Below are 15,966 nucleotides of genomic sequence, written 5' to 3'. Positions count from 1 at the left end.
GAGGAGGCTCCCGGTTCATCCGCGGAACGCGTAGGGTATGCAGCTGGCGGAGTAAGCCAAATCATCCAACCCTATTGTAACTAACAGAACTTTTTCAGCAGCCTCGAATAAACCGTGGAGCGAGACCCCGCAAGGCTTGCCGAGGAGGCTCGTCAGGTTCTCGGCAAGGACGCGGAGTGTCTGTTTGGGAGCGACCGCCGGAGGGCCTATTATTTTTTCTTACTGCACAGTTTATCCGTTTGGTGTGATAATACGTTCTCGCTTTTCAAACGTGTCAAGGGCATTTGTTTAAGAGCTTCCCTTTCGCTCTGCCAACTAGTTGAACGGATTTTCTCGATGCGAAAGTTGAGCCAATAACTTTAAGTTACTTCTCCTTTAGTTATAGAACAAAGCAGTAGGTTATCTCGTACATTGTTGTTCAAACCATTAAGCAGAAAAAGCGGACTGATTCTCTTCATGAACATGTCAAATTGGAAAAAATTCATCACCATCCATCTGAGAAAAGATCATGATGAATAATTATTTGTGCTTCCTTAAGAAGAAACATAGAAGAACGGACCTCATGCCACAAAGGATTCTTAAGCTCCCGGGAGCGATCGGTTTTCCTCTTTCCTTGTCGAAAGAGGTTAATGATACATTTTTGGCTTACCATGAATCCACCGAATTTCAGCATGATTAACGGGAAAGGTATAAAACATCCCCTTCAAAATTATACAATTTCCTGTGTATAAATCGTCTGTAACTGCATGATGATAATAAGAAACTAAAAAGAGACTAATATTCTTAAGATTATAACGCACTATCCTTTTCATCTGCTCGTTTAAACGGTATTATAAGATTATACATATAGATATTATTTCGTTTGATATAAATTGAAGGAGGCTTCTCTTTTGAAAAAGGTAATACCTATTAAACAAATCCTTAAAATCATAGGGATTGTAGCTTTTATTGTACTTGCTTTTGTCTATTTCTCTGCTCTAATGCCGATTTTATTTGCGATACTTGCGGCCTTAATTGTAGAACCTTTTGTACGGTTACTCCAAAAGTGGTTTAAAAGCCAAAAACGGTTATTACCTGTTACAATTGTTTTTTTAACCTTTCTCTTTATTAGTTCAACCATACTTTATTTTACGATTGCCCGAGTTTATAAATCCTTTTATGAATGGTCGTTACAAATTCCTCAATATGCACTAGAGCTTCAAAAGTTTATTGATGGATTTATTATTGAGTTCAATACATTAATTGCAGAATTTCCACAAGCAAATGTCATTATTCAAGAATTAGAGAATCAATCGGCCGGCTTATTCGATACCGCAGTCCGGATGACATCTCAGCTTGTGACAATGATTGGAACATGGTTACAGTCGATCCCGAATCTATTATTTGTCTCATTAATTTTCTTAATCACCTTTTTCTTAATTAGTCTTGATTTACCAAGGTTGACTAAAATGTTTTTCCAATTATTTAAACCAGAAACATCAACGAAGTTACAATACATTTCTCAAAAAATGGGAACGGTTTTCCTCGGTTACTGGAAGGCTCAATTTATCCTTTCTGTTGGTGTTTTTATTGTTACGTATATTTCATTACAATTTATTGCACCAGAACTTGCACTATTTATGTCCTTCTTTATCTGGATTGTCGATATTATCCCACTTTATGTAGGGCCCGCTTTAATTTTAGTGCCTTGGGGTATTTTAGCGATGATTTTAGGCTCCGCTCAACAAGGGATACAATTAATGGTGTTAGCACTCGTTCTCCTTATTTTGCGTCGTATTATTGAACCGAAAGTTTTAGGAGATTCGATTGGGTTAGCTGCCTTACCAACTGTGCTATCCATGTATTTCGGGTTTATCTTTGGTGGGGTAATGGGTTTAATTGCTGGGCCATTCGTTTACATCGCCTTTAAATCAGCCATTGAAGCTGGCTTATTTACCTCAGAAAAAAAAGAGGAAGAAACGATTGATACACCTCCTGCTGATGACTTAGATGATCTTGAGCCCGAACAAGAAAAACCGACCGACTAAAAATAAAACTCCCCAGACAGGATGATTCCTTCGGGGAGTTTTTATGTTTTCTTATGCCTTTGCCAATAATGAATCGCCAGTTGCGTTCGATCTCTTAGTTCTAACTTATCTAAAATAATGGAGAGGACATTTCTGATGGTTCCTTCACTTAAAAAAAGCTGGCTCGCAATTTCTTTATTGGAAAACCCTTCGACCACAAGTTCAACAATATCGCGTTCTCGTTCTGTTAATCCTTGAAAATTGAATTCATTCGGTTGCATCAATGTTTTGAGTACATCACTTGCAAGCACCGTCGAACCCGTTTTGAGAGCACGAATTTGTTCTCCCATATGGTCAATCGATGCTGATTTCAATAAATAACCTTCTGCCCCAGCCTTTAATGCTAGACGAATATTTTTTTCATCTCGAAAGGTGGTCAGCATCATAACTTGAACATGTGGCCACTTCCTTTTAATTTCCTTCGTTCCCTCAATTCCGTTCATCCTTGGCATCTGAATATCCATCAAAATCAAATCCGGCTGGCTACCTTTGCAAAAGTCAATCGCTTCTTGTCCATTGTTCACTATTCCAAGAACCGTAAAATCCTCTTCCTTATCTAATAACAATTGTAAGCTTTGACAAACTAACGGGTCATCATCAACAATTAAAATCTTCAATTCTTCAACCTCCCCGTTGTAATTGGTAACACACAAACTAGCAAATAGCCGTTGGAGCGATCAATCGTCAAACTTCCTTTTAAAGCACGTGCTCTTAACTGCAAGCTTCTTAGTCCGCTCCCATTTTTAGATTTCTTTTTGACCGAGCCATTATCTTGGACTCTTAGCCTCGCAATCGTCTCCGTAATGTCTAAATCAACCTCAACTTTTGTTGCATTACTATGCCGGACTACATTTGTTAAAGCTTCCTTTAAACAAGATTCAAGTAAAACCGAAACATGAATGGGAGCCAGTTCAATATTGCCAGAAGACAGAAATTTAACCTCTAATGATTCAACATCGTTAATGATCTGCTCAAACCTCTCCATCTCCATTAAGGTGACAGGAGTCATATTATGAACGGTTTCGCGGAGCCTTTTGGTACTTCTTGTTATTCTTTCTTTTACTTGTTTGAGCATCTCTATTGCTTTTTCCTCATCATCGACATGTTCATATGCTTGTAAAGCAAGTAACGCTCCCGTTAAATCATGCCCTAAATGATCGTGTAAATCCCGTGAAATTCGATTACGCTCTTTCACTTCGGCTATCTGTGCCACCTCACTATACGCTTCTAATAAATCTAGTTTTACTTGCTCTAATTCATAACGAGCCCTCCGTTCAAAATCTGCTTCTAAGAGAGACTCTGAGCGATTTTTAAATGCATAGTAGGCAAAAAGCCCAAAAAAGAAAGCTTGAAGCAAATACCAAAATAGTAGCCCAGTTAAATGCCCTTGCAAAATGATAATGAGTCCTACTGGAATAACAAACAACCACTTCCCTTTTAAAGAGAATTCAAATAATGGGAATGATAGTCCAAAAATAAAAGCAGGATTAAACGGAACAAAAAATAAACAAATGGACGTATCAATGATTATCGTCCATACAGGCAATTCATAGCGATAACGTAAACAAACCATAATTGCTAGTAAAATAATTAAGATAAAACCCTCTATCCCTTGCTCCCCTAAATACCAAAGATGTGTAAGAACAATTAAATTAAGAAATCGCCATCCATTTACAAACCAAATGGGGTCCTCTAATTTTTCCATCTCACACATCTCCTCTCGAAAAAAGTTATGCACATGTGGATAACTTTTATTGAATCCTTCTTATACTACCTAATATTAAAAAGATAACCGCGTATAATAAAAGCATACCATTAACTAACAGAAAATCACTCAAGTTTTCTCCTAATACAATCCAATTTAACCCTTCCATTAACCAATAAGTCGGAAAGAGAACCGCTAACTTTACTAACACATCCGGCATCATCTCAATCGGAATTAACAAACCTCCCATTAAAGCTAATAAGCTAATCAACGAAATGAAAATCAGAAAAGATGTTTCTTTGCTACGAAAAAAAGAGATCCAAGCTAAGGCAAAAGCTAAAGCCGTTAAACTAAAGGAAAGAAATAACCCAAATAATAAAAATGGTTGATATAGCTCTTGCCCATAAAGCAGTCCACCATAAACAACAATAAAACTTTGAATGACCATAATGATAAAATAAGCGAGTAAATTTTGTGACAAATACTGAAAATGGGTTATTGGGGCAACCGCTAGCCTTTTCACAACCCCTCTTGTACGGTCTTCCAAAATAATACTCGTTAAACGCATACTAATAAACATAATTAAAATCCCAAAATACTGATAGCCAAAAGGAAAAAGTGGCCAATGTTCAGCTGCTGGTAAAAAGATACAAACAACGGGGGCTAGCATTAAAAACAGCATATTTGTTTTGTTTGAAAAGCTTCTTTTTAAAGCATACTGAAAAATCGTCACTTTATTTTTCTCCTTCCGATCAAAAACATGATCATAAATGTCACAATAATTGCTCCTATTAAGATAAGGACATTAAACCATGCCTCACTCCCATTCCCCATTTGTTGATACCAAATCGCTTCTGCCGATAAAACAAGAGGATTTATATACGTATTTACAAAGGTAAAAAAAGCATGATCGGGCATCGGGAAAAACAAACCAGCTAAAACGATAAATCCAACCCCATAAACCTCACTTAATCTTTCAGCAATTTTGTAGCTTTTTACTGAGAAAACAAAGATTAAACAAATAATACTAGATAAAATCGCCATTAAGGAGATGACAAATAAAGCCCACAACCAACTTCCCCAATCCACTCCTAATACTAACTCGCTATAGATGACTAAAATAAGGCCAAGCATAATGGAATAAAGCGTTCCACACATTGAGATTGAAAAAGCGTACATAGACCGATTAAACGGTAATACTTGAATACGCTCCTTTCGTTCTGAGAAAAAATCCGGGTGTATATAAGCCATCACAACCGCTCCCCCAAAAAACTGAAAAGCGAGTGTCATTAAGATGGCGGATTCATTGATGACAGGTACTCCTGTTTCGGTTGTTATATCATTAAAAATAAAAGCGAAGACGGTAATTAATACTAACGGAACAATTAATAAGAGTAATAAAGAAATATAATCTCGTAATAACCTTAAAGCCGTATAAGGTACAGTGGAAAGAACTCGCATTAGCTCTCCCCCCCATCTCTTAATTTCTTCCCTGTTAATGTCAGGAAAACATCCTCCAAGTTCGGTTTGTCTGCTTGAATACCTATAATCCCAACATGTTCTTTAACAATAGAAAGAATCCGATCAAAATGCCCTGCACCGGCTGTAGAAATGACGTGAATTTCATTTCCAATCGATGTGACTTGCTTGACTCCAGCTAAGCTTTTAATTTGCTCTAATGGTACTTGTTTTGCATTAATGACTTCAATTTTTATTTTCTCTTCATGCTGAATGTTTTTAATTAACTCCTGCACTGTTCCTTCTGTAATAATTTGCCCCTGATCCATTATTACAACTCTTGACGCAATCGCTTCGACTTCTTCCATATAATGAGTCGTATATAAAATCGTCGTCCCTCGTCTTTTTAATTCCTTGACCGCTTCTAAAATATGATTTCTAGATTGCGGATCAATGCCAACAGTTGGTTCATCCATAATCAAAAATTGAGGATGATGAGTCAGTGCGCAGGCAATATTTAAACGACGTTGCATCCCTCCCGAAAACTTAGTAGGAAGTTCTTTTGCATGCTCCGTTAAACCGACAAATTCTAACGCTTCCTCGACTCTTTTTTTACGTAACTCCCCTTTTATTCCGTAAACACCCGCAAAGAAGTTGAGATTCTCCTTAGCCGTTAATTCAGGGAAAACGGTAATTTCTTGTGTCACAAGCCCTAACTTTTCTTTATTTTTATTTTGAAAGGGCTGCTTCTCTTCGTCAAAAAGCACAATCGTTCCTTGGTCAATTGGGACCATACCCGTTAAACTTTTAATAAGCGTTGTTTTCCCCGCCCCATTCGGTCCAAGCAACCCAATAATCTCGCCTTTTTGTATATCTAAGTCGATATAGTCTAACACCACTTTAGAACCATATCTTTTCAAAATTCCTTGCATCGAAGCAATCGTCATGACCATCACCCTTTTCTTCATTGATTACCCTCAGTATGACAAGAAAGAGATATTGACAATAGTTACATTTGTCATCGAAACATATGGAACGACTTTTCATGACTATTTTTCCGTTATTCGTACTTTAATTTCGCACATCTCGATTTTTCATTACTTATTCTGATTTATTTGTACCCTAATTCCACACAGCTCGGCTTTTCATTACCTATTCTGATTTATTCGCACTCTAATTCCGCTCAGCTCGACTTTTCATTACCTATTCCCAATTATTCGCGCCCTAATTCCACACAATTCGGTTTTTTATTACCTATTCATAATTATTCTCACTCTAATCAAAGCAATCCTCCCTTTTCATTACTAATTAGCCTAATATGGTTCCTTTGATTTACACGAATGAACATAGTCTCTTCATCTCAAAAAAGACTTCGCAAAAGGTCAGATAACCTTTTGCGAAGTCTTTAAAAAATTTATTATTGGTCTGACCAACGTTCAACAGTTACCTCAAAAACATGGTCGTCCTCTTCAAATGTATAGATGCGATTTTGTGTTTGGCGTTCTCCTATTAAATCAACACCTTCACTTTTTTGTTCCCGTTTCGCCCAATCGCCTCTTGTAAACTTATACTCTACCATTTCAAAAGGTCGACCTTCGATAGTAATTTCATAATGATCACCAACAGGCTCTAAAATCATATCCGGATCAGCTTCATTCCATCCATTAAATTCTCCAACAAGATAAATATCTTCTTCCTCTGGAGTATTTTTCGGCAAGGTGACTTTAAAAGTGACGGAATAATCTTCATCAGGAATTTCCACTACTACTTCCTCTACTGGCAAAATTCCCTTATCAGAATGAAGAATAATCGTTTGATACGGAGCAATGGTTACTTCATCTCCACTTCTATATTCTGAATTTTCCCGTAACTCTTGAACATCATCAGTGATCACATCTACTGTTTTCTGCTCATTTCGTTGATTATGAATGATCGTTAATTGATAATTTACCTCGTCCGACTGAACAGTATATCCATATAAACCAAGGTCTTCTAGAAAATCGATCAATATCATGATTATCGATAAAGGTAACTTGGTCTAGTTAACTGAAAGAATTACTATTATTCATTCAATAGTTTAAAAAAAGATTTTCCTCATAATTTCATCTAGTTTTTCGTGCTTAAAATAACCATAGACAGCACAACGCTCCAGCTCTAACGGAGTGATTTCTACGAGTACTTGAAATAACTCTTAACGACTCTACCCAATAGGGTACAACGGTAAACAAAAACGTCTGAAATCCTGCAATTTAAAGGATTTCAGACGTTGAGTTTAAAGCTACCCACAGTTTCTAGGAGAAAAGGATGGCTTAATACCATGTTTTTTGAACATATATTATGGTTTTTTATTTTACAGTATTGTATGGAGTTATGTTTTTTTGAAATTTACTTATCATTCATCTAACTTATTACTAGCTTTTTGGCTTTGTAAGCTAAATACTTCAACTGTATCATTCATTTCTTTACGAGCAATTTCTATTTTATCAAGTAAAAGTTCCTTTTTAATTATCTCTACACATATCAATTACCCATAATTCAATTCTATAAATCTTCTCAAAGGTCTTTTTAACCTATTCATTCTTTAGTATTCCCCCGTTTGTTTCAATTACTTTCTTATACCAATAAAAAGAGGCTTTTCGGTATCTATTCAACGTCCCATTACCATCATCATCTTTATCCACATATATAAAACCATAACGTTTTTTCATTTGACCAGTTGAGGAACTAATAAGATCAATTGGGCCCCAACTTGTATAGCCTATCACCTTAACACCATCTCTTATTGCTTCTTTAACTGCTAAAAGATGATCATTAATGTATTTAATTCGGTAGTCATCATCAATAATGTTGTCTTCTCCAACCTGATCGACTGCCCCTAACCCATTTTCAACTATGAATAAAGGAAGATTATAACGTTCATAGAGTTGATTTAATGCATACCTTAATCCCTTAGCATCAATTTGCCAACCCCAATCTGAGACGAGAAGGTTTGGATTTTTAACTCCACCAAAGATGTTTCCTTTTGCTTTTGCTTCCTCATTGTGCTCTAAAGCTGTACTATAAGTATTACTATTGTAGTAACTCAAGGCAATAAAATCAACTTTATTTTGTTTAAGTAAATCTTCATCACCTTGTACAGTCTCTATTTCCACATTATTTTCTTCAAAAAACCGTTTTATATAATAAGGATAACTTCCTTTTACCAGAACATCACCAAAGAAAAAGGTTTTTCTATCATGCTCCAATGTCTTGAAAGAATCTTCTGGCTTAGAGGAATATGGATAATTTGCTGAACCAGCTATCATACAACCTATTTTTGCATCTGGAATGATCTCTCGACCAGCTTTAATAGCAAGGGCACTTGCAATAAATTGATGGTGTGCAGCTTGATAAATTACTTGCTTTTTGTTTTCATCGTCTTTAATAACACAACCACCCCCTAGGTATGGAACATGAGCGATCATATTACTCTCATTAAAAGTTATCCAGTACTTTACCTTGTCTTTATACCTATCAAATAAAGTCCTTGCATATTTTTCATAAAAATTAACTAGCTTTCGATTTCTCCAGCCTCCATAATTTTGCAAAAGAGCAAAAGGCATTTCAAAGTGTGAGATTGTTACAATAGGTGCTATTCCATATTTCAATAATTCATCAAATAGATTATCGTAATATTGAAGACCCTTTTCGTTTGGTACAGAATCATCACCATTCGGAAAAATTCTAGACCAAGCAATAGAGGTTCTAAAACATTTAAATCCCATTTCTGCAAATAACGCTATATCTTCCTTATATCTATGATAAAAATCAATCGCTTCATGGGTAGGATAAAATTTATCTTCTAACTTTATTTCTTTTATCTCCCCATCATAAATTTTGAACCTATAAGGAGCAGATGGAAGAACATCCGCCGTAGATAAGCCTTTTCCATCCTCTCGGTAAGCACCTTCAACTTGATTTGCGGAAACAGCTCCTCCCCATAAAAATCCTTCTGGAAATTCTTTAATGTTATTATTCATCCCTAATCCTCCTATATAATTAAATAAACTTTAAACTAAAAAATGTAGGCTACTTAACAAGTTATTTTAATAGTGTCATTAATTTCTCTCTTGCTTTAACATCCGAACTATTATTCTCTACTATTTCAAGATAGGTGCTAGCATTAGTTATAATGATAGGTGTAGTAAGCTCATAACCTGCTTCTTTAATTTTTTCCATTTCAAATGTAGTCAATAGATCTCCACTCTTTATTTCATCCCCCTGTTTAACAAGAGAATTAAAGTATTTTCCTTCTAACTTTACAGTATCAATCCCGACATGAATGAGAATTTCAGCTCCATTTTCAGAAGTAATTCCTATTGCATGTCCTGTAGGAAATAAAGTTGTTACCGTACCAGCCACAGGTGAAATCACTTCACCCACTGTAGGTTCAATCGCAATTCCCTTTCCCATTGCACCGGAAGAAAACACGTTATCATTTACCTGATTTAAAGGCTTAATTTCACCCGTAAGAGGACTATTAATAACTTCTTTTTTTGTTTCAGATTTTTTTGTTTCAGTATTATTTACTTCATTTACTTTTACTCCATGTTCTTTTACTGCTTTACTCTCAAATCCTAGGAAATAAGTAAGAAGAGTTGCCATTGAAAACGAAACAGCAATCGCAATTACATAAGAAAGCATCGGAGTAAATACCGTTATTGAAAATAAACTTGGAAACGCAAATGCTACAGATTTAGTACCAAGAGATCCAGCAATCGCGCCCCCAACGGCACCAGAAATTAAAACGTAAGGAATCGTACGTTTATATCTTAAAAATAAGGCGTAAATAATAGGTTCTGAAACTCCAGCTAATAAACCAGGTAATAATGTAGATCCAGAAAGTGTCTTAAGCTTTTTGTCCCTAGTACGTAAAAATATTCCTAGTGCTAAACCCATCTGAGCAAATACAGCACTTGCGGTCATGGCAGATAGTGGATCTCCACCGTATTGAACAAGATTTTGTATCATGATTGGTACAAGTGCATGATGAATACCAAAAATCGTAAAAATTGACCATGAACTTCCCATAACAACTCCAGTAAGTAAACCACTTTTATCCATTAGAAAGGCAACAAAATCACCAATAGCCGTCCCTACATATAAGCCAAATGGACCAAAGACAAGAACTGTAAAAGGAACCATAACCAATAAAGAAATCATCGGATTTAAAAATAATTGTAAATGTTGATTGATATTATTTTTCAGGAATTTATCAAGCAGGGAATAGATAGTTACAGCAATAAAGATCGGAAATACTGTAGCCGAGTACGTAGCAACTATAACCGCCATTCCAAGAAACGTAACATCACCTTCAAAATTTGCTAATTGAGTAAAGTTCGGTTCTAACAATGCAGCACCTATTAACCCCCCAATGTATGGGCTCGCACCAAGTTTAGTTGCTAAGCTAATTCCTAGAAATATAGGCAAGAAATAGAAAATGGCATTAGAAGCAGCGTATAAGATTAAATAAGTACTACTTTCTTCTGAAAGCCAGCCTAACATTGTTAGAACTGTAAGAAGCGCTTTTAACATTCCAGATCCAGCAAGAGCACCAATTAATGGTCCGAAACTCCCGGATATAATACCAAATACCTTAGTCATTACAGTTTCCTTTTTATTTGACGAGCCACCAGAACTTCTATTAGTTATTTTTCCGACTTTTGTGATTTCATTGAAAACATCTGAAACATGTGTTCCAACTACTACCTGAATTTCTCCTCCATTTTTCACAACTTTAAATACTCCATCCAAAGACTCCATTTTGCTTTCATTTATTTTAGATTCATCCTTAACTTGAAACCTTAGACGGGTTGCACAGTGAACGAGACTAGTAACATTTTCACTACCACCAATCTGTTGCAGAATTTCTTTAGATAAATTAGTATATTTCATTTTTGAATACTCCTTCATTTATTTACATTTTTTCTAAAACGAGTAATAAAAAAACCTAAACCAAACAGTCATTTAAGAAAGTTTGATTTAGGTTTTGCCCTTGTGGTAACACCCTAAATAGATTATTCACTTTTTCTTGTTATTCTTTCAATGTGGATGGTCAAATACATCTTTTCTTCGTTAGTTAACTCATACGTATATTTATTTTCTATAAACTTCTTAATTTTCTCTGAGCAACTATATGCATTGGGATATTTACCTTTAATAACATCCAATAAATCGTCGTCACTGGATCTATTATAGTGGTTACCTTTAACTAACCTCTGAGCAAAGAATTTCAAATGGGTAATAAAACGATAATAATTTAGAGAATTTTCATCAAACTCAATCTTAAAATGATATTTCAGGAGCGTCAAAATTTCTTGCATAACTTTAGTCATATTCTTAATATTAGGCATTTCTTCATTTAATTCAGCATTAACAATGTGAAGTGCTAAAAAACCTGCTTCGTCTTCTGGTAATATGACCCCAAATTGTTCACAAATCATATTCAAAGCTTCCATACCGATTTCATATTCCTCTTTATACAAATGTTTCGTTTCCCATAGCAACCCATTTTTTATAGGTAAATTGCTTTTAAAACGTTCAATTGCAAAGTGTATATGGTCTGTCATATGGAGATAAATACTTTCATTTAAATGTTTTCCCAGCTTCATTTTTGCATATGCTATTATATTTTCGGAAATTTCCATATATTCAATAGGTATACTAGTTATCAAGGTTTTAAACTTTTTATTTATATCTTCGTTTTCTAAAGTGAAAATCTTTTCAATTTGAGAATCGATAATCTCATCCCCGATAGATTTGTTAAAGGCGATACCGCGCCCAATAATTATTATTTCCTTTTTATCTTTTATAGCAACAACTGCATTATTGTTTAACACTTTATTAATTTTCACTTTAACCACCTCCGATATAAAAAAGGCAAAACCATCACCTTTTTAGGTAATCGGTTTTGCCTGATTTAACAGTAACAACCCGTTCTGTATACGCTATCACAATAGTAGCATAATTTTTTTGAAATAACAACAATAATAAATAAATTTTTTGGAAGCATGGGGACGGTTCGAGACTGGTGAAAAAGTCAATTGTGAACAGTTGCTTCCTAAAGAAGAACTTTTTATTGCAAATAGAAGAAATCCTTCGGATTTAAAACAGAAAAAACCTCCTAAATGGTATAATAAGTGTGACCAAACACCAACCATTAGGAGGTTTTTCTTATGCTTCGACAAGAGCCAAAGCAATTAAGTTTTCACTCAGTATTATACAATAAAATCCCAGAGAATCATATGCTTAAGAAGATTTCAAGAGTAGTAGACTTTAGCTTTATCAACGAGTTATTAGAGAATACATATTGCAAAGAGTTTGGGCGTCCTGCTAAAGAGCCAGAATTAATGTGTAAGCTTCTTTTTCTTCAATATTTATATGATCTATCAGACGAAAAAGTAAGGGAGGAAGCAAGCTTTAACCTTACATTTATGTACTTTCTTGGTATTAACCCAGAAGATACTCTTCCTAATAAAAGCCTTCTATCTAAGTTTAGAACTCAACGTTTAGGAGAATCGACTTTAGATGAAATTATTATAGAAATAGTAAAACAATGCGTTGAAAAGGGTATTCTTAAAGGAAAAAGTGTAAGTATAGATGCAACTCATATCGAAGCCAACACTAAGAAGAAAACTCCTGAACATTTAATGAAACATCTTGCGAGAGGAATTATTCAAACATATACAGAAGAAACTGGACGAGAGTTAGATAACATTCCTACGGTACCAGAGTATCAAGAAATTAAAGATCATCGTGAAGCGAAAAAGGTTATGAAAGACTATTTAGAAACGGTCATAGACGAAGCAGAAAAACAGTCTGAAACTAAACATGATAATACTCATAAAGCTGTCAATAAGGCTAAACAAGTTTTAGAAGATCCGAAGTTTATAAATCAAAAAGGAATACGTTCCATTATCGATGAGGATGCTAGAGTTGGACGCAAAAGTAAATCGCAAGATTTCTTTGGCTTTAAAACGGAAATTGTTATGACAACTGATGAACGCATTATTACTTCCGTTAGAACGGCTAACGGTTCCTATATGGATGGAAACTACGCTAAGGAAATGCTTGCAGCAACAAAGAAGGCAGGTATTGCAATTAATGAAGTATATGGTGATAAGGCGTATTTTAGAAAGTCTATTTTAGATGACATTAAAGAGACCCCGGCAAAAGCTTTTATACCAGTAAGTGCATTAGTGTATAGAATTGATGAAAGTCAGTATACATATAACAAAGATTCCGACGAGTGGCAATGTATTCAAGGTAACACAACAGTTGAAAAGAAGTATTATAAATCGAAGCGTAAGGATGGTGTAAGGGAAGGTTATAAATACTATTTTGAATTACAACAATGTAAGCAATGCCCACTAAGGGAGGAGTGTACCCAAAAACGGGCTAGAAGAATTCTTACAGTGGGTAAAAATACAACAGAGTTTTATGAAATTTCTCAGTATCAAAAAACTGAGGAGTTTCTAGAAAAGTATAAAAAAAGAGCTTCAATTGAAGGAAAGAATGCGGAGCTCAAAAGGTTTCATGGCCTATCTCGTGCTAGGGGGTATGGTCTATTAGGTGTGTCTAAACAATCTAAATTGGCTGCAATAGCAGTCAATATTAAAAGAATAGCAGCTTTAGTATCATAATAGAAAGGAGAAAACCGTAAAGGTTTTCCCCCTTCAGAGTTAGAATCATTAAAATTCTTTGGATTTTAATTTTTGAACCTAAAATTTTTGCGCTTAAATAAAATTGGCTAATTATAAACGGTACTTTTTCACCAGTCTCGAACCGTCCCTATGCTTCACTTTTTCCTTTGCTCTTTTAATACGCTCAATTGTTCGATCACAGTTTTAAAATTTTTCTTTTGTTCTTCTAGCTCACACCTAAATGTCCGAAATGGATCCCCGTCACTTCGAATTCGCTCTAATACGTGTGGAACGGTAAATAAATTCGGATTTAAATTATCATCAACCTCATCCCAATATAAAGGAGTCGCAATTAACCCTCGTTCATGACCACGAGGCGAATAAGGAGCGATAATCGTTTTCCCCTGATCATGTTGCAAATAATCAATATATAAACGTCCGTTTCGATTTTTCTTTAATCTCTCTAACGTAAATAACTCTGGATTTTGCTCACAAATATATTCACTCACAAACTGACAAAATAATCTTGTCTCTTTATAAGTGAATGACTCTTCTGGCAAAGGCAAATACAGTTGGATACCCTTATTTCCAGACGTTTTCACAAAAGCGTTCAGAGAGAACTGTTCAAAAACTTCTTGCATTTTTTGGGCTGCTATTATCGCAAGCGAAAATTCATTGACACTTGGTGGATCGAGATCAAAGACAATTTCACTTGGTTTTATTTGGTCTTTTTGTTGAAAGGGAATATGAAATTCCAATGCCAATTGATTGCCGAGCCATAGCAAGGTCTCAAGATCATTACAAAGAATATAGTCAATCTCCTCGACGTGAAAAGTTTGAACAAACTCAGGAGCATAATCGGGACAGTTTTTTTGATAAAAAGCTTCACTATTGGCCCCATGTGGGTACCGGATCGTCGTTAATAGTCGGTCATGCAAAAAGGGCAATAGATAAGGGAACACGGACTGCAAATAATATAAATAGTCCTCTTTTACAAGCTCTAATTTAGGCCATATTGGTTTAGTTTCACTCGTTATCTTTACTTGTTCTGGAAAAGGAGTAAGCTGGCTTTGCAGATTTCGCCACGTGCAGTTCTCAGGTTCTTCTTCTAACAAAAACGAGTCAAACAGCGGCTCCCGCAAATGTTTCCCATCAAATCCAACACAGCCAATCTTTACACAAATCGAAGGCGGCAGTTGCCACACCTCCTTTTGAATAAGCTCACCGTTTTTTTGAAAAAGAGTCGCCAATGTCCTTTTCTCTTCTTCCGACATCCCATGTGAAAAGGTAACCACTTCAACTAATGTCTCCCCTTTATAAACAGACCCTTTAAAGTAACCATTCTGTTTTTCATAACTCGTCAACACAACATGAACAAATCGATAATTTTTATATTTGAACCATTCTCTTGAACGCATTTGCGTATAGACACTCTTCTTCTTTTTCGCAACAATCCCTTCACTAAAATGAGCTTTCATAACTCCTGTAACCTCATCTAAATCGTTAAAGGTTTGAATTAATTGAAAGGCTTCTTGTTGTCCGATTGAAGTAAAAAAAGCCAAAAGTTCTCTTTTTCGCACTGTTAAAGGCTTCCCTTCAAGACAAATTCCTTTCTTTTGTAAAAAATCAAACACCAAAAATTGAGTGGGCAATCGTCCAGAATATTTACTTATTTGACTTTTTGTTCTCAACTTTCCCCTTCGCTGCACAATTTTGAAATCACTGTGATAGGGATTGAGTAGATAAACAAGTTCACCATCCAAAATGAGTGGTAGATAAGTTTTTATTTGTTCATAAATACGTTCACTATCTTTAATAATTTCAGGAAACATCGAAGACAAATCTTTTCCATTTCGACTTAATAGGCGGGGTGTTTTCTCTTCCCATTCCAATAAACAACGAAAGCCATCATATTTAATTTCATAAAGCCAATCATCACCTATTGGCAAGTCCGTAGTCGTCGTTAAAAGCATTGGTTTCAAGCAAATATCCCCCCACTCTTTTTACGACTAGCTTTTACTCGTGATACATAAATTATGATGTTCTTCAACATATT

At 35.3% G+C, this 15,966-nt stretch carries 11 protein-coding genes and 1 pseudogene; 2 read left to right on the top strand and 10 right to left on the bottom strand.

Annotation, left to right across the window (positions count from 1 at the left end):
- The first annotated feature begins 890 nt into the window (after positions 1–890).
- A complete protein-coding gene (ytvI, locus tag AA0017_RS19495) occupies positions 891–2,027 on the top strand; it encodes a sporulation integral membrane protein YtvI (protein WP_413377148.1) in 1,137 nt (378 codons plus the stop codon).
- A gap of 41 nt (positions 2,028–2,068) precedes the next feature.
- On the opposite strand, the gene AA0017_RS19490 is transcribed toward ytvI, so the two are convergent.
- From AA0017_RS19490 to licT, 9 genes are all read right to left on the bottom strand, one after another.
- Complete coding sequence (locus tag AA0017_RS19490; RefSeq protein ID WP_413377146.1) at positions 2,069–2,683, bottom strand: response regulator; 615 nt, start codon at positions 2,681–2,683, stop codon at positions 2,069–2,071.
- Positions 2,680–3,771, bottom strand: a complete 1,092-nt coding sequence (locus tag AA0017_RS19485; RefSeq protein ID WP_413377144.1) for a sensor histidine kinase — start codon at positions 3,769–3,771, stop codon at positions 2,680–2,682. The genes AA0017_RS19490 and AA0017_RS19485 overlap by 4 nt, the downstream gene beginning before the upstream one ends.
- Before the next feature lie 46 nt (positions 3,772–3,817).
- Entirely contained in the window at positions 3,818–4,504 is a 687-nt protein-coding gene (locus AA0017_RS19480) for an ABC transporter permease (RefSeq protein ID WP_413377142.1), read from the bottom strand.
- On the bottom strand, positions 4,501–5,232 hold the full coding sequence (locus AA0017_RS19475; RefSeq protein WP_413377140.1) for an ABC transporter permease: 732 nt from the start codon (positions 5,230–5,232) through the stop codon (positions 4,501–4,503). The genes AA0017_RS19480 and AA0017_RS19475 overlap by 4 nt, the downstream gene beginning before the upstream one ends.
- The gene (locus AA0017_RS19470; RefSeq protein ID WP_413382726.1) at positions 5,232–6,176 is read right to left on the bottom strand and encodes an ABC transporter ATP-binding protein; all 945 of its coding nucleotides are present in this window, start codon (positions 6,174–6,176) and stop codon (positions 5,232–5,234) included. The genes AA0017_RS19475 and AA0017_RS19470 overlap by 1 nt, the downstream gene beginning before the upstream one ends.
- A gap of 470 nt (positions 6,177–6,646) precedes the next feature.
- Entirely contained in the window at positions 6,647–7,237 is a 591-nt protein-coding gene (locus AA0017_RS19465; protein ID WP_413377138.1) for a hypothetical protein, read from the bottom strand.
- A gap of 562 nt (positions 7,238–7,799) precedes the next feature.
- The gene (locus AA0017_RS19460) at positions 7,800–9,248 is read right to left on the bottom strand and encodes a glycoside hydrolase family 1 protein (RefSeq protein ID WP_413377136.1); all 1,449 of its coding nucleotides are present in this window, start codon (positions 9,246–9,248) and stop codon (positions 7,800–7,802) included.
- 61 nt (positions 9,249–9,309) lie between these two features.
- The gene (locus tag AA0017_RS19455; protein WP_413377134.1) at positions 9,310–11,163 is read right to left on the bottom strand and encodes a beta-glucoside-specific PTS transporter subunit IIABC; all 1,854 of its coding nucleotides are present in this window, start codon (positions 11,161–11,163) and stop codon (positions 9,310–9,312) included.
- A 122-nt stretch (positions 11,164–11,285) separates the two neighbouring features.
- Positions 11,286–12,122 carry a BglG family transcription antiterminator LicT gene (licT, locus tag AA0017_RS19450; protein ID WP_413377132.1) on the bottom strand — a complete coding sequence of 279 codons (837 nt, stop codon included), beginning with the start codon at positions 12,120–12,122 and terminating at the stop codon, positions 11,286–11,288.
- Positions 12,123–12,443: 321 nt separating this feature from the next.
- Here licT and AA0017_RS19445 point away from each other — a divergent pair.
- A pseudogene (locus AA0017_RS19445) lies at positions 12,444–13,907 on the top strand (IS1182 family transposase); the annotation flags it as partial.
- Positions 13,908–14,065: 158 nt separating this feature from the next.
- Here the strand turns inward: AA0017_RS19445 and AA0017_RS19440 are convergent.
- Positions 14,066–15,892 carry a DNA ligase D gene (locus tag AA0017_RS19440; RefSeq protein ID WP_413377130.1) on the bottom strand — a complete coding sequence of 609 codons (1,827 nt, stop codon included), beginning with the start codon at positions 15,890–15,892 and terminating at the stop codon, positions 14,066–14,068.
- Between the last annotated feature and the right edge of the window lie 74 nt (positions 15,893–15,966).

This window comes from Alkalihalobacillus phoenicis, assembly GCF_047302405.1.
Classification (GTDB): Bacteria; Bacillota; Bacilli; order Bacillales; family Bacillaceae_D; genus Alkalihalobacillus.
Note: the sequence above shows the minus strand (reverse complement) of the source record. Positions and strands in the feature narration are given on the sequence as shown.